The sequence below is a fragment of the Actinoplanes sp. CA-015351 genome, assembly GCF_050955685.1.
Lineage (GTDB): Bacteria > Actinomycetota > Actinomycetes > Mycobacteriales > Micromonosporaceae > Actinoplanes.
In genome coordinates, this window is record NZ_CP192102.1 from 1,768,932 (window position 1) to 1,784,969 (window position 16,038).

Below are 16,038 nucleotides of genomic sequence, written 5' to 3' on the forward strand. Positions count from 1 at the left end.
CGGGCCCGGCATGCGTACGGCCGTGGTGGTGGGCGCGGGTATGTCCGGGCTTGCCGCCGCGGGTGCGCTGTCCCGCTCCGGCTGGCAGGTCGTCGTCCTGGAACGGGCCGAGCGGGTGGTCGCGCCGCCCACCGCCGTGGTGCTCTGGCCGAACGGGCAACGAGCCCTGACGTCCCTCGACCCGGACGGCGGCTGGTCGGCGATCTGGTCGCCGCTGCCCGACGGGGGAGTGCGGCGCCCGGACGGCCAGTGGCTGGTGGCGCCGCGTACGCGCGCCGGCACCGGACCCGCGCCGGCCGCGGTCCATCTGGAGGACCTGTACGACGCGCTGATCGCCGGCCTCGGTGAGGGTGTGGAGATCCGGACCGGGTTCGAGGTGACCACCGTCGTCATCGGTCGCGGCACCCGGCCGGTGGTCGGAGACGGCCGGACCGTGATCGAGGCCGACCTCGTCGTCGGCGCGGACGGGATCGACAGCCGGGTGCGTGCCGTGGTGGCGCCGGAAGCGGTGGCCCTCGGTGCCGGCCTGGCCGCCTGGCAGGCGGTGATCCCCGGGTTTCGCACCCCCGATCTCGACGAGACTTTTGCCGGTGGGGAGACGCTCGGGGCTGGTTACCGCTTCGTCGCCGTCCCGCTCGGTGCCCGGGCCGCCGGTGTCGGCGGGGTCTACTGGGTTGCCACGGCTGCCGGCGCACCCCGGCCGGAGCCGGCGGTCACCCAGCTCGCCCTGCTGCGCCGCTGGTTCGCCGGCTGGCACGAGCCGATCGGCGCGCTGCTCGCGGCGACCCGCCCCGAGGATCTGATCCCGCAGGGTGTCCGGGAGCTGCGCCCGCTGCCGAGGGATTACGGGTTCCGGTCCGGTTCCGGTGGGGTCGTGCTGATCGGCGACGCCGCGCACGCCATGCCGCATCACCTCGGTCAGGGCGCCTGCCTGGCGTTCGAGGACGCCGCGACGCTGCGGACCCTGATGGTGGACGCCGAGCCGGGCGAGGGCCTGTGCACGGCGATCGAGTCGTACAGCCGGCTGCGCCGTCCGCGCACCACGACGGTGATCCGGCAGAACCGGCGGATGTCCGCGGTGGTGCAGGCACGCGGCCGGCTCGCGCTGCGGGCCCGGGACGCCGCGCTGAACCACATGCGCCCGAGAATCCTGGGCCGGACCCTCGACCCGGTCGCCGACTGGACCCCGCCGGACTAACCCTTCCCCACTCCCGCCAGCTCCCACCGCCGCCCGTCGTCGTCCCGTCGTCCCGCTGTCGCCCCCGTCGTCCCGCTGTCGCCCCCGTCGTGCCGCCGTCGTCCCCGCCGTCCCGCCCCTCGCCCCCCGCCGTCCCGCCCCTCGCCCCCCGCCGTCGTCCCCGCCGTCCCGGCGTGTGGTTTCGCGTGACCGAGCGAGACCGGTGTGTCGATTTAGGGTGCGCTCCGAGCTGTCCGAGCGCTCCGAGCCCAAAGTCGACACGCACATCGCGACTCGGCTGTCCGTGTCGACTTGAGGTTCGCATCGTGCCCTAAATCGACACGCTTCGTTGTTTGCTCGCGCGGTGGCGGTCGGCTGAGCGGTCCGCTCGCTGGCCGGGGTCCGCTTGACGGAGGGGCCGGGTCTGCTTGACGGAGGGGCCGGGTCTGCTTGACGGAGGGGCTGGCTAAATGGCCGGCGCCGCCGCGAGCCGCCGCCCAGCATCCCGCCGAGTGGCGCAACCCGGGGCCAAGCCGGGCACTCCGCGATCTTGGAAGCTTCGAGCTGCGGAGTGTTTCGCGCTGTCATGGCAAGGCAGGCCGGTAACCGATGTGTGGAGCATGGTGGTGCGTCCAGGCTCTGCCAGTTTCCAAGGTCGGCCGTGATGCCCGGCGGGTACGACCCGCAGAGCGACGAAACAGGTCGCCGGTGAACCGCAAATCGCCACGCTCCGCAGGGCGGCTCCACCGCAGCCTCGCCGCGTGTTGATTTGGGGTGCGATTCGAACCCGAAGTCGACACAGGCACCCGTTTTGTCGCGCGCGTGTCGGCATTGGGTGCGGATCGAACCCTAAATCAACACGCTGGGCCGTAAGTCGGCACGCTGGGCCGTAAGTCGGCACGCTGGGCCGTAAGTCGGCACGCTGGGCCGTAAGTCGGCGCGCTAGGCCGTAAGTCGACACGCTAGGCCCGGTCGTGCGGTCGTGCGGTCGTACGGTCGTGCGGTCGTGCGGGCGCGAAGCCGTTCTTGTCGAGCGGGAAACCGTTTTGAACCGTCCGTTACGACCGTCATTTCTACATAAATTGGCCTTCGTCCTATGCTGGCATGCAGCCAGAACCGTGGAACTTGTGAGTTTCGGGTCGGTCCGGGGGCGCAATCGCACACCGTCGTCGGCTCAGCGAATCGACCAGCAGGGTCAGCCGTGGCACCCTACCGGACTCGGTCCTGGGCATCGGCTCGACCGGCAGGATGCACGATTTCGATCGAGAGTGTCCCGGCCTGCGGAGCGCCCACCGCCAGATGGCGGAAAGCCGAGGGGTCGGGCCGGCTGTGCAACCGCACACCGTCGTCGATTCATCGCCTCGGGGGGCCGGCCCTGCAAGATCAGGATGCGGGACGGGATTTCACCCGATCGACACAGTCGGTGTGCGGAGCCCTAAGCTCGATCACTGTTCCGAACGGTAAGGATCATCGAGGGTTGAGGTGCTTACCGCGTACCAACTGGTGGGAACTGTGAGCGAGTCGCTGAGGCCTCTCACATCACAGCGGCAGAGCCGCTGGTTGCGCGATGCATGCCGTGCCCGCCCGGCGGAACCCGACGCGGGTGTAAAGGCGCGCCACGTCGTCGTCGCCTGCGGAGAGCAGCACGAGATCCACCCCGGAGGCCAGCAGCCGGCCGCTGAGAGTGGCGGTGAGCTGCGACGCGTACCCACGGTTGCGCGCCGACGGCAGGGTCGCGACCCCGACGATCTCGGCGACCGTGCTCACCCGCTGGCTGGTCGCGGTCGCGAGAATGCCCTCGGTGGGTGACTCGGCGACCGCGGTGAGGTAATCGCCGCTCTCGAGCATCGCGCGGACCTTATCCGCCTCTTTGTCGGTCAGTGGTTCGGCGGCGTCCCGTTCCGGAGGGCCAGCGCCGTCGATGACCAGGGTGTTCTCTGCCATCTCGAGCGAACTCCGGTATGCCGGCGCGCCGAAGCCGAGGCGGTTGACGGCGCGGGAAGCGCTCATGTCGGCGGCGAAGCTGGGCGCCAGCGGATCGAGGTACCGGATGGTGGCGCCGCGGATGGGCAGATCGGGTACGAGTGCCGCGGGCTCGAGCACCAGCAGGGGCGCCAAAAGCACGTCCAGTCCGGCGGAGCGGGCGATCGCGAGCAGGTCGGGGGCGGTCTCGTGGATCCACTCGAAGGTCTCCGGCACACCGAGCTCACGCTGCAGGCGGCGGGCGTCCATGATGTCGGCGGCCGAAGGGGTGTGCGAACCCAGTGTCGGGCGGGCATAGTAGGGCCAGCCCTCTCCCTCGCGGACGAAGAGAGTCAGCGAGCCGATCTCCTCGACCCGCGCCCAGGGGCGGGGCAAAGCGTCGTAGAACCGTTCGAGTCGGTCGAAGAGGCCGGAATCCACTGGCGCCATCGCGCGAGACTACCGGTCTCCGCACCGGCTGTGCTATTCAGTTCCTCCGCCTATCGGTGCGAGGTGTGATCAATCCGCATCTGGCGGAGATCAGTGTCTCTTAACGTAGACTCAAGAGACTTTGCAGGGCCGACGTCGTCCCGACCTCAGAATGAAACACCAGTGACGACAGGAGGCCCGGTGGCATATCCGCACCCCCAGGGGATGTACGACCCGGCATACGAGCGTGACGCCTGTGGTGTGGCCTTTGTTGCCGACATTCACGGACGTCGCTCCAATGACGTGGTCGCCAAGGGCCTTTCGGCGCTTATCCGTCTGGACCACCGGGGCGCGCGTGGCGCCGAGCAGAACACCGGCGACGGCGCCGGCATCATGATCCAGGTCCCGGACGAGTACTACCGCGCGGTTGCCGGCTTCGAGCTGCCGCCGGCGGGTTCCTACGCCGCCGGTCTGGTCTTCCTGCCGACCGACCCCGACGACGCCGCCCGGGCGATCAAGGTCTTCGAGAAGTACGTCCTCGTCGAGGGCGGCGAGGTTCTCGGCTGGCGTGACGTCCCGGTGGACCCGTCCGACCTGGGCGCCACCGCGGAGGACGCGCGCCCGGCGATCCGGCAGGTTTTCCTGGCCGCCGACCGGCTCAGCAACTCGGCCGCCGGCCCCGCCGGCGAGCGGCTGTCCGGCATCGAGCTGGACCGGGTGGCGTTCTGCATCCGCAAGCAGGCCGAGCGGGAGACGTCGCAGCGTGGTGTCGCGATGTACTTCCCGTCGCTGTCCTCGCGGACCATCACGTACAAGGGCATGCTCACGCCCGAGCAGCTGCCGGCGTTCTTCCCGGACCTGACCGACGAGCGGGTCGACAGCGCCATCGCGCTCGTCCACTCCCGGTTCTCCACGAACACGTTCCCGTCGTGGCCGCTGGCGCACCCGTACCGGCTGATCGCCCACAACGGTGAGATCAACACGATCCGGGGCAACAAGAACTGGATGGCCGCCCGTGAGGCGCTGCTGTCCTCGCCGAACATCCCGGGCAACATCAAGCGGCTCTTCCCGATCAACTCGCCGGAGGCGTCCGACTCGGCGAGCTTCGACGAGGTCCTGGAGCTGCTGCACCTGGCCGGTCGGAGCCTGCCGCACTCGGTGATGATGATGATCCCCGAGGCGTGGGAGAACGACGCCGAGATGGACCCGGCGCGCCGCGCGTTCTATCGGTTCCACGCGAGCCTCATCGAGCCGTGGGACGGCCCCGCCGCCGTGGCGTTCACCGACGGCACGGTCATCGGCGCGGTGCTGGACCGCAACGGTCTGCGCCCCGGCCGCTGGTGGCACACCGCCGACGGCCTCGTGGTGCTCGGCTCCGAGGCCGGCGTCATCGACTTCGCGCCGGACCAGGTGGTCGCCAAGGGCCGCCTCCAGCCCGGCAAGATGTTCCTGGTCGACACGACTGCCGGCCGGATCGTGCACGACGCCGAGATCAAGGCGGACCTGGCGGCCGCCGAGCCGTACGCGGACTGGCTGCACGCCGGTCTCATCGAGCTCGGTGACCTGCCCGCCCGTGAGCACGTGATCTACACGCACGACTCGGTGCTGCGCCGCCAGCAGGTCTTCGGGTACTCCGAGGAGGAGCTGAAGATCCTGGTCGCGCCGATGGCGCGGACCGGCGCCGAGCCGCTGGGCTCGATGGGCACCGACACGCCGATCTCGCCGCTGTCCACCCGGCCCCGGCTGCTGTTCGACTACTTCCACCAGCTGTTCGCGCAGGTGACGAACCCGCCGCTGGACGCCATCCGCGAGGAGCTGGTCACCAGCCTCTCGATGACGATCGGCCCCGAGGCCAACCTGCTCGACCCGGGCCCGGCGAGCTGTCGTCAGATCGTCCTGCCGTACCCGGTGATCGACAACGACGAGCTGGCGAAACTGCTCTCCATCGACGAGGACGGCGACCTGCCCGGCTTCAAGGCGGTACGGGTCTCCGGCCTGTACCCGCTGCGGGACGGCGCGGCCGGCATCAAGGCCCGCCTCACCCAGATCTGCCGGCACGTGTCCGAGGCGATCGAGGACGGCGTACGCATCCTCGTGCTGTCCGACCGCGACTCCAACGCTGATCTGGCGCCGATCCCGTCGTTGCTGCTCACCGCGGCTGTGCACCAGCACCTGGTTCGCGAGCAGACGCGTACCCAGGTCGCGCTGGTGGTCGAGTCCGGTGACTGCCGCGAGGTGCACCACGCGGCGACGCTGATCGGCTTCGGAGCGGCGGCGGTCAACCCGTACCTCGCCTTCGAGAGCGTGGACGACCTGATCGCGACCGGTGCGCTGGCCGGGATCGACCCGCGCAAGGCGGTCCGCAATTACGTCAAGGCGCTCGGCAAGGGCGTCTTGAAGATCATGTCCAAGATGGGCATCTCGACCGTCTCGTCGTACTGCGGCGCTCAGGTCTTCGAGGCTGTCGGCTTGGAGAACAAGCTGCTCCAGCGGTACTTCGCGGGCACCTCGGGGCGGATCGGCGGCGTTGGTCTGGCCGGGATCCATGCCGAGGTGAAGGCTCGCCACGAGAAGGCGTACCCGGCGAACGCGGCCGAGCGTGCGCACCGGCGTCTCGAGGTCGGCGGCGAGTACCAGTGGCGCCGCGAGGGTGAGCTGCACCTGTTCAACCCGGAGACGGTCTTCCTGCTCCAGCACGCGACGCGGTCCAAGCAGTACGACGTTTTCCGTAAATATACGGAAAAGGTGGACAAGCTCTCGGCGGAGGCCGGTCACCTGCGGGGTCTTTTCCGGTTCAAATCGGACCGGACACCCGTGGACATCAGCGAGGTCGAGTCCGCCACCGAGATCGTGAAGCGCTTCGCCACCGGCGCGATGAGCTACGGCTCGATCTCCGCCGAGTCGCACGAGACCCTCGCCATCGCGATGAACCGGATCGGCGGCAAGTCGAACACCGGTGAGGGCGGCGAGGACGTCGAGCGGCTGTACGACCCCGAACGCCGGTCGAGCGTCAAGCAGATCGCGTCCGGCCGCTTCGGCGTAACCAGCGAATACCTGGTCAACGCGGACGACCTGCAGATCAAGATGGCGCAGGGCGCGAAACCCGGCGAGGGTGGCCAGCTGCCCGGCAACAAGGTGTGGCCGTGGGTCGCCAAGACCCGGCACGCCACTCCTGGCGTCGGCCTGATCTCGCCGCCGCCGCACCACGACATCTACTCCATCGAGGACCTGGCCCAGCTGGTCCACGACCTCAAGATGGTGAACCCGCAGTCCCGGGTGCACGTGAAGCTGGTCTCCGAGATCGGTGTCGGCACTGTCGCGGCGGGTGTCGCGAAGCTGAAGGCCGACGTCATCCTGATCTCCGGTCACGACGGCGGCACCGGCGCGTCCCCGCTGAACTCGCTGAAGCACGCCGGCACCCCGTGGGAGCTCGGTCTCGCCGAGGCGCAGCAGACGCTGCTGCTCAACAAGCTGCGGGACCGGGTCACCGTGCAGGTCGACGGCCAGCTCAAGACCGGCCGGGACGTGGTGATCGCGGCGCTGCTCGGGGCCGAGGAGTTCGGTTTCGCCACGGCTCCGCTGATCGTCTCCGGCTGCATCATGATGCGGGTCTGTCACCTGGACACCTGTCCGGTCGGCATCGCCACGCAGAACCCGGTGCTGCGCGAGCGCTACACCGGTAAGCCGGAGTTCGTCGAGAACTTCTTCATGTTCCTCGCCGAGGAGGTCCGGGAGATCCTGGCCGAGCTCGGTTTCCGCACCATCGACGAGGCGATCGGCCAGGCCGAGATCCTCGACGTGGTCAAGGCGGTCGACCACTGGAAGGCGAAGGGCCTGGACCTGGCGCCGGTGCTCTACGTGCCGGAGTTGCCCGAGGGCGCGTCGCGCCGCGGTGTGGTGGCCCAGGACCACGGGCTGGACAAGGCCCTGGACAACGAGCTGATCGCGCTGGCCCAGCCGGCGCTCGTCGACGGCCTGCCGGTCCGTGCCGAGGTGCCCACCCGCAACGACCAGCGCAGCGTCGGCGCCATGCTGGGCGGCGAGGTCAGCCGCCGGTACGGCGGTAACGGCCTGCCCGACGACACCATCGCCTTCACCCTGCGGGGCACCGGCGGCCAGTCGTTCGGCGCGTTCCTGCCGCGTGGTGTGACGCTGCGGCTGATCGGCGACACGAACGACTACGTCGCGAAGGGCCTCTCCGGCGGACGGGTGATCGTGCGCCCGGCCGAGGACGCGCCGTTCGTCGCCGAGGAGAACACGATCGCCGGTAACACCATCCTGTACGGCGCCACCGGCGGCGAGATCTTCCTGCGCGGCCGGGTCGGCGAGCGCTTCGCGGTCCGCAACTCGGGCGGTTCGGCGGTTGTCGAGGGCGTCGGCGACCACGGCTGCGAGTACATGACCGGTGGTGTCGTGGTCGTGCTCGGCCCGACCGGGCGCAACTTCGCGGCCGGCATGAGCGGCGGCAAGGCGTTCCTGCTCGACCTCGACCAGTCGCTGGTCAACCCCGAGCTGGTGGACCTCGCCCCGCTGACCGACGACGAGCGCGAGGTGCTGCGCTCGCTCGTCGAGAAGCACCACGCGGAGACCGACTCGGCGGTGGCCGGCCGGTTGCTGAAGGACTGGTCGGCGTCGGCCGAGCGGTTCACCGCGGTGGTGCCGCGCGACTACAAGCGCGTGATGGAACTGATCAGGACCGCCGAGGCTGCCGGTCGCAATGTTGACGAGGCGGTCATGGGGGTCACCAGTGCCTGATCCGAACGGTTTCCTCCGCTACGAGCGGCAGCTCCCGAAACGCCGCCCGGTTCCGCTGCGGCTGATGGACTGGAAAGAGGTGTACCCGCCCGCGGGCGAGGAACTCATCCGCGACCAGGCCACCCGCTGCATGGACTGCGGCATCCCGTTCTGCCACGACGGCTGCCCGCTGGGCAACCGGATCCCGGACTGGAACGACCTGGTCCGTACCGGCAACTGGGAGTCGGCGATCGAGTCGCTGCACGCGACGAACAACTTCCCGGAGTTCACCGGCCGGCTCTGCCCGGCGCCGTGTGAGGCGGCCTGTGTGCTGGGCATCGCCGACGACCCGGTGACCATCAAGCAGGTCGAGGTGGAGATCGCCAACCACGCCTTCGCGCGTGGCCTGGTCCCGCAGCCGTCGCCGGTGGCGTCCGGCAAGTCGGTAGCGGTGGTCGGTTCCGGCCCGGCCGGCCTCGCGGCCGCCCAGCAGCTCGCGCGAGCCGGTCACTCGGTCACCGTCTACGAACGCGACGATCGCATCGGCGGTCTCATGCGGTACGGGATCCCGGACTTCAAGATCGAGAAAGACGTCATCGACACCCGGCTGGCGCAGATGGAGGCCGAGGGCGTCGTCTTCCAGGCCGGTGTCAACGTCGGCGTCGACATCACCGCCGATGACCTGCGGGAACGCTACGACGCGGTGCTGCTCGCGGCGGGCGCGCTGGCCGGCCGGGACACCCCGGAGACGCCGGGCCGCGAGCTGAACGGCGTGCACCTGGCGATGGAGCACCTGGTTCCCGCGAACCGGATCGTCGCCGGCCTGCAGGACAGCACGCCGATCGACGCCAAGGGCAAGCACGTGATCATCATCGGCGGCGGTGACACCGGTGCTGACTGCCTCGGCGTTGCCCACCGCCAGGGCGCCGCGTCGATCACCCAGCTCGACCAGTACCCGTTGCCGCCGGAGGCGCGTGCCGGCATCAAGGACCCGTGGCCGACCTGGCCGTTGATCCTGCGCAACTACGCCGCTCACGAAGAGGGCGGCGACCGCGTCTTCGGCGTGGCCGTGCAGGAGTTCGTCGGCGACGGAAACGGCAACCTCACCGCGATCCGGATCGCGGAAGTGCAGGTCCAGCGGATCGACGGCGTGCGCACGGTGGTCGTCACTCCCGGCTCGGAGCGCGAGTTGCGCGCCGACCTGGTCCTTCTCGCCATCGGATTCGAGGGTACGGAAGACCAGCCGCTGCTCTCCCAGTTCGGTCTGAACCGCACCCGGCGCAACGTGCTGGACGCGGATCGGAACTGGCAGACCGACGCCGAGGGCGTTTTCGTCGCCGGTGACATGCACAAGGGCGCTTCGCTGATCGTCTGGGCTATCGCCGAGGGCCGGGCGGCGGCCTCCGCCATCCACTCCTATCTGGGCGCGGCCGGCGAACTGCCGGCGCCGGTCCGGTCGGATTCGCAGCCGCTGTCGGTCTGAACGGTTTTTCGTAAACGGCCCGCCGCTTTTCGCGGCGGGCCGTTTTCCGTTCGTTGCGTTCGATGTGCGTCGATATCCAGCGGCTATTTTGCGTGTCGCCGAAGCAAATTCAAATATGGTTACCGAGCGTTAAGTTCGGCGGCCGTCCGGAGGCTCCTGGGAGGGGGTCGGGCATGTGCCGACGGGCGCCCGAGGCCGCCCGTTAGGCTGAACCCGCGGTCGCCGACGCCCGCCGGACGACGCAGCCTGCCCGTGGTGACATGGGCTGACCTCGCCGTCGACACCCGCAGTTCATGACGTTGCCGGGGGTCGGCCGCCGAGCCGACCGTGGAGAAGGACTAGCCTGATGGCCGTGACACGCCGCGTAAAGATCGTCTGCACGATGGGACCCGCCACCAAGTCTCCTGAGCGGATGCTCGGCTTGGTCGAGGCGGGCATGGACGTGGCCCGGATGAACTTCAGCCACGACACTCTCGAGAACCACAAGGAGATGTACGGCCTCGTCCGTGCCGCCGCGGAGAAGGCCGGCCGTGCCGTCGCCATCCTCGGTGACCTCCAGGGTCCGAAGATCCGGCTCGGCAAGTTCGCGGACGGACCGCACCGCTGGGAGACCGGCGACCGGGTCGTCATCACCAGCGAGGACATCCTCGGCACGCGGGAGCGCGTCTCCTGCACCTATACGAAGCTGCCGCACGAGGTCAAGGTCGGCGACCGTCTGCTGATCGACGACGGCAAGGTCGCGGTCGAGGTGACCGACGTCCAGGGTGAGGACATCCACGTCCTGGTCACCGAGGGCGGCCCGGTCAGCAACAACAAGGGCGTCTCGCTGCCGAACGTCGCGGTGAGTGTGCCCGCGCTCAGCGACAAGGACGAAGAGGACCTGCGCTTCGCGCTGAAGCTCGGCGTCGACCTGATCGCCCTCTCGTTCGTCCGCGCGCCGGAGGACATCAACCTCGTCCACAAGATCATGGACGAGGAGGGCCGCCGGGTCCCGGTCATCGCCAAGGTTGAAAAACCGGAAGCCGTGGAACATCTGGAAGCGATCGTTCTCGCCTTCGACGGCGTCATGGTCGCCCGTGGTGACCTCGGCGTCGAGCTCCCGCTGGACCAGGTCCCTCTGGTGCAGAAGCGTGCCGTGCAGCTGTGCCGGGAGAACGCGAAGCCGGTCATCGTCGCGACCCAGATGCTCGACTCGATGATCGAGAACTCGCGTCCGACCCGCGCCGAGGCGTCCGACGTGGCGAACGCGGTGCTCGACGGCACCGACGCCGTGATGCTCTCCGGTGAGACCTCGGTCGGTAAGTACCCGGTCCTCACGGTCAGCACGATGGCGAAGATCGTCACCACCACCGAGGCCGGTGGGATGGGCGTTCCGCGTCTGCAGCACGACCCGCGTACCCACGGTGGCGCACTGACCGTCGCCGCGTCGCAGATCGCGCGCAACATCGGCGCGAAGGCGCTGGTGGCGTTCTCGCAGACCGGTGACACCGTGCGCCGGCTCGCCCGCCTGCACTGCGACCTGCCGCTCTACGCGTTCACCCCGGTCTCCGAGGTGCGCAACACTCTCGCGCTGAGCTGGGGTGTCGACACCTTCCTGACCGACTTCGTCGAGCACACCGACGACATGTTCCGGCAGGTCGACGCGAAGATGCTGGGTCTCGGCCTGGCGAAGCCCGGCGACTACGTCGTCGTCGTGGCCGGCTCCCCGCCGAACGCGCCCGGCTCCACCAACACCCTGCGGGTGCACCAGCTCGGAACGCTCGTCGATCCGGCAACGGTGTGACCTTGCCGTTGCAGGGACAGGCCGCCGTCGACCAACTGCTGGATCTGCTGGATCTGCAGAAGGTCGACGCGGCCACCTTCGTCGGTGAGAGCCCGCAGACCGGTGCCCAGCGGGTGTTCGGCGGCCAGGTCGCCGGCCAGGCGCTGGTCGCCGCCGGGCGTACGGTCGACCCCGACCGGCTGGTCCACTCGCTGCACGGATACTTCGTGCGGCCGGGCGACCCGACCGTGCCGATCACCTTCACGGTCGAGCACATCCGGGACGGGCGGTCCTTCTCGGTACGCCGGTCGACGGCACAGCAGCACGGAAAGACGATCTTCTTCATGTCGGCGTCGTTCCAGGTGCCGGAGAAGGGGCTGGACCACCACACCCCGGCGCCCGAGGGTGTGCCCGCTCCGGAGGACGTCGCCACCATGCTCGACTGGGTGCAGCGTTACCCGGAGCGGATGGCGATGTTCAAGTCGTCCCCGCAGGCCGTCGACGTTCGCTACGTCGGCGTGCCCGGCTGGGTGCCGCCCGGTGACCGTGGTGCCGAGCCGCTGCAGCGGGTCTGGATGCGGATCAACGGCAAGCTGCCGGACGATCCGCTGATCCACGCCTGCGCGCTGACCTACGCGTCGGACCTGTCGCTGCTCGATGCGGTTCTCTCCACACATGGCGAGGTGTGGGGACCCGGTGGCGTGATCGGTGCGAGCCTGGACCACGCGCTCTGGCTGCACCGGCCGTTCCGTGCCGACGAGTGGTTCCTGTACGACAGTGTGAGCCCGTCCGCGAGCGGTTCCCGGGGCCTGGCGAGTGGGCGGATGTTCACCCGCGACGGCCGGCACATCGCCAGCGCCGTGCAGGAAGGCCTGCTCCGCAAGATCGGTGCCTGAGCGTTTCAGCCGCTTTTTGAGCACCCCGCCGGTGGTGGATCGCGGTCTGGCGACGGACCGCTGTGTGATCCATCAACCGGCGGGGCCGGGGACAGGCTCTTCTGCGGGTTGCCCGGCTTACGGGTTGCCCGGATGGTCGTCGCGCGACGACCGCCCGGCCGAGGCGCTCTCCGCGTCGGCAGCGATCTCCGGAGTGTCCGGGACCTGCGGCAGGTCGGTCTGATCAGGCTGTTTGGCTCCGGCGCGCGGCCCGGTGATGCCGGCCTGCACCAGCATCGCGTCAAGATCCGCAGTGGTACGCACGACGTGCTCGTGGTACGTGTCCCCGGGGATGTGGCCGACGCCGCCCGCGGGGTAGACCGACGGCAGATCCTTTTTCGTGGACGCGCCTTCCGGGGCTCGATGCCGGGCGCGTACCGGCGTGGCCTCGAAGTCGGCACGGCCGGCTGAATATCCGGTCAGGCCCTCCGACCGTTCCGGAGGCAGCTGCAGAACATCCTTGCGGGTGGTGTGCGCGACCTCCCGCAGCCGCAGCGAGGTGACCAGGTCAGCAACCGCGCGCAGCACCGCAAGGGCGCCGAGCGTCACGACGATCAGGTCGGTGCTGCGGGCGAACGGGCCGGCCGAGAAATATCCGAGACCGGTCTCCAGTACGCCGATCGTCACGACCAGGCTCCACACCCGGTCCGCGCCGCGGGTCATGATCCCGACGGCGACGTCCACGGCGCCGCGGACCATCAGGTACCACCCGGTCAGCGCCGCCGCCGTGGTGAAGGACGACTCGTCCGGGACCAGCACCGCCGCGCCGGTCGCCGCGAAGATCACGGTGAGTCCCGCGTTCAGCCACCAGGTCCGGGTGCCGGCGAGAGTGCGCAGCAACTCACAGACCGCCCCGAAGAGGATCATCGGTCCGGCCACCGTGGCGATGTCGGCGGGTTCCAGCCGCATCACCGCCCAGGCGATCGCCAGCCACGCCGCGCCGGCGAACATGAGGAATCCCCACATGCTCCCGCGTGCGACGGTGAGGGGCGAAGAACCGGACGACAACATGGGGCCTCCCGCTGCGACTGTCCCTGTCATGACAGCATCCGGTGCGTGCCGTGGCCCGGCGTTCGCCCAGATTCGCAGCTCGTCTTTAGCCCGGCTATTGCACGCCGGTAACGCGTCGGCTATCGCACGGAAATTGATGAGCGTGCGAAAAGGCGTACCCAAGAAGGGGTTTTGGTCAGGCGCCCTTAATCGGGCGTGACCAATATTTAACGCGGATTTTGTGCCCCCGGTGGGATTCGAACCCACACTGTATGGTGTTTGAGACCATCTTCTCTGCCGGTTGGAATACAGGGGCGAGACCGCTCATCTCGGCATGACTGAGGCTTCTCAGCATGACGTTGGGCAGCGTGACTGATCAGGACGTGGGATGGTCACGCCAGGATGAGTCTCCGACAGCCTACCTACTAGGCTTAGGGGGGCGACACCCACATACCCGGGTGTCGCGACATCGACGTTCTGGGAGTAGGGGTTTCCGTGGCCGACACGCAGGCTGGTGCCGAGCGCAAGCGGGTGCTCATCGCCGAGGACGAGGCGCTGATCCGGCTCGACCTCGCCGAGATGCTGGTCGAGGAGGGCTACGACGTCGTCGGCGAGGCCGGTGACGGGGAGACCGCGGTTCGCCTGGCCGAGGATCTGAAGCCGGACCTCGTGATCCTGGACATCAAGATGCCGATCATGGACGGCCTGGCCGCTGCCGAGCGGATCGCCGCGAAGCGGATCGCCCCGGTGGTCATGCTGACCGCTTTCAGTCAGCGGGAGCTCGTCGAGCGGGCCCGCGAGGCCGGCGCCATGGCGTACCTGGTGAAGCCGTTCCAGAAATCCGACCTCGTGCCGGCGATCGAGATCGCCCTCTCGCGGTACTCGGAGATCTCCGTCCTCGAGGCGGAGGTGGCCGGCCTGACCGACCGCCTCGAGACGCGCAAGTCCGTCGAGCGCGCCAAGGGCGAGCTGATGACGAAGTACTCGATGACCGAGCCGCAGGCTTTCAAGTGGATCCAGCGGACCGCGATGGATCACCGGATGACGATGCGCGAGGTCGCAGACCGGATCATCAAAGAGTCCGAGGGCGAGGCCGAACCCGCTGGTTAGAGGCTTGTCGAGCCACCGTTCCGATATTGGCTCTTGACCAAAGGTTGAGGCTCAGTAACGGCTTTGTTACGACCGGGTTCGACGCTCCTGAGCAGGCTATGATCCCCGCCAGTCCTTCGCGTGACGTATGGCGGGGATTTCTGCTGCTAAACACAAGGAGCATCGTTGCGTAGAGCCGTGATCATCTTCACGGCCGTTCTCGGATTCCTGTTCACTTCCCTGGGATTGGGTGCCACGAGCGCCTTGGCCGAGGGCGAGTCGTTACAGGGCACGTTGATCAATGCGGGCCAGCCAGTGGCCGGCGTGGTTATCAAGGTGGCGGAAGAGAGCGGCACTCCGGTCGGCGAGGCGACTTCGGACGCTCAAGGCAAGTGGTCGGTCCCCGTCCCTGCCGCGGGCACCTACAAGGTCGACCTCGACGCCGCGACCCTGCCTCAGGGCGTTGCTGTCACTACCGGCCGCACAAGCCTGACACTGAGCGTTTTCGAGGGCGCCGCACGTAACGTGCTGTTCCCGCTCGGCGCGGCAGCCGGTAGCCCCGGCGCCGACGAGCCTGCAGAGGGTGGCACCTCGCAGCTCGAGCGGGTGGCCGACCTCGTCTATACGGGAATCCATTTCGGTCTCATCATCGCGCTGGCGGCCCTGGGCCTCTCGCTGATCTTCGGAACCATGGGCCTCACGAACTTCGCCCACGGTGAGCTGATCACCTTCGGCGCGGTGGCGTGTTTCTTCATCAACGTGACGGCCAGCGTGCCGCTGGAGATCGCGGCGGTCATCGCCGTGGTGCTCGGTGGTCTGTTCGGTTACTTCCAGGACAGATTCTTCTGGGGCTGGCTGCGTAACCGCCGTACCGGCCTGATCGGCATGATGATCATCTCGATCGGTCTCGCGCTGATCCTGCGGTACCTGTTCCTCTATGTCTTCCGCGGCGACACCCGGCAGTTCGCGCAGTACGTCGCGCAGCCCGGCATGGACCTGGGCCTGATCTCGGTGGCGCCGAAGAACCTGGTCATGGACGGCATCGCGATCATCGTTCTGATCGTGGTCTCGCTGGCGCTGGTGAAGACCCGCCTCGGCAAGGCGACCCGCGCGGTCTCCACCAACCCGTCGCTCGCCGCTGCCTCCGGCATCAGCGTCGACTCGGTGATCCGGCTGGTCTGGACGATCGGTGGCGCGCTCGCCGCGCTCAGCGGCGTGATGCTCGCGATCTTCCAGGGCGTGAACTACCAGATGGGCTTCCAGATCCTGCTGCTGGTGTTCGCGGCCGTGACGCTCGGCGGCCTCGGAACCGCCTTCGGTGCCCTGCTGGGCAGCCTTGTCATCGGTCTCGCCACGCAGCTGTCGACGCTGTGGATCCCGACTGAGCTGAAGAACGTCGGCGCCCTCGCGGTGCTGATTGTGATCATCCTCGTGCGTCCCCAGGGCATCCTGGGCCGCCGCGAGCGGATCGGCTGAG

Annotated in this window: 9 protein-coding genes and 1 tRNA gene; 7 read left to right on the forward strand and 3 right to left on the reverse strand. The window is 68.8% G+C overall.

The genetic code is table 11. The features are described from left to right. Positions 1-10: 10 nt before the first annotated feature. Entirely contained in the window at positions 11-1,198 is a 1,188-nt protein-coding gene (locus tag ACQP2E_RS08130; protein WP_433829434.1) for an FAD-dependent oxidoreductase, read from the forward strand. Positions 1,199-2,716: 1,518 nt separating this feature from the next. On the opposite strand, the gene ACQP2E_RS08135 is transcribed toward ACQP2E_RS08130, so the two are convergent. Beyond that, the gene (locus ACQP2E_RS08135; protein ID WP_433829436.1) at positions 2,717-3,589 is read right to left on the reverse strand and encodes a GNAT family N-acetyltransferase; all 873 of its coding nucleotides are present in this window, start codon (positions 3,587-3,589) and stop codon (positions 2,717-2,719) included. A 204-nt stretch (positions 3,590-3,793) separates the two neighbouring features. Here ACQP2E_RS08135 and gltB point away from each other — a divergent pair, with 204 nt between their 5' ends. From gltB to ACQP2E_RS08155, 4 genes are all read left to right on the forward strand, one after another. Further along, positions 3,794-8,323 carry a glutamate synthase large subunit gene (gltB, locus tag ACQP2E_RS08140; protein WP_433833836.1) on the forward strand — a complete coding sequence of 1,510 codons (4,530 nt, stop codon included), beginning with the start codon at positions 3,794-3,796 and terminating at the stop codon, positions 8,321-8,323. After that, positions 8,316-9,785, forward strand: a complete 1,470-nt coding sequence (locus ACQP2E_RS08145; protein ID WP_433829438.1) for a glutamate synthase subunit beta — start codon at positions 8,316-8,318, stop codon at positions 9,783-9,785. Before gltB ends, ACQP2E_RS08145 begins: the two co-directional genes overlap by 8 nt. 346 nt (positions 9,786-10,131) lie before the next feature. Then, a complete protein-coding gene (gene pyk / locus ACQP2E_RS08150; RefSeq protein ID WP_433829440.1) occupies positions 10,132-11,568 on the forward strand; it encodes a pyruvate kinase in 1,437 nt (478 codons plus the stop codon). Next, the gene (locus ACQP2E_RS08155; RefSeq protein WP_433829442.1) at positions 11,565-12,443 is read left to right on the forward strand and encodes an acyl-CoA thioesterase; all 879 of its coding nucleotides are present in this window, start codon (positions 11,565-11,567) and stop codon (positions 12,441-12,443) included. The genes pyk and ACQP2E_RS08155 overlap by 4 nt, the downstream gene beginning before the upstream one ends. A 117-nt stretch (positions 12,444-12,560) precedes the next feature. Here the strand turns inward: ACQP2E_RS08155 and ACQP2E_RS08160 are convergent, their stop codons facing one another. Beyond that, positions 12,561-13,448 carry an HdeD family acid-resistance protein gene (locus ACQP2E_RS08160; protein WP_433829444.1) on the reverse strand — a complete coding sequence of 296 codons (888 nt, stop codon included), beginning with the start codon at positions 13,446-13,448 and terminating at the stop codon, positions 12,561-12,563. Between the two features lie 266 nt (positions 13,449-13,714). Further along, positions 13,715-13,788, reverse strand: a tRNA-Leu gene (locus ACQP2E_RS08165). 179 nt (positions 13,789-13,967) lie between these two features. Between ACQP2E_RS08165 and ACQP2E_RS08170 the strand changes: the two genes are divergently transcribed. Further along, positions 13,968-14,582 (forward strand): ANTAR domain-containing response regulator, encoded by a 615-nt coding sequence (locus ACQP2E_RS08170; RefSeq protein ID WP_111648711.1) that lies wholly within the window; start codon positions 13,968-13,970, stop codon positions 14,580-14,582. Between the two features lie 165 nt (positions 14,583-14,747). After that, positions 14,748-16,037, forward strand: a complete 1,290-nt coding sequence (locus tag ACQP2E_RS08175) for a branched-chain amino acid ABC transporter permease (protein ID WP_433829447.1) — start codon at positions 14,748-14,750, stop codon at positions 16,035-16,037. The last annotated feature ends 1 nt before the right edge of the window (position 16,038 follow it).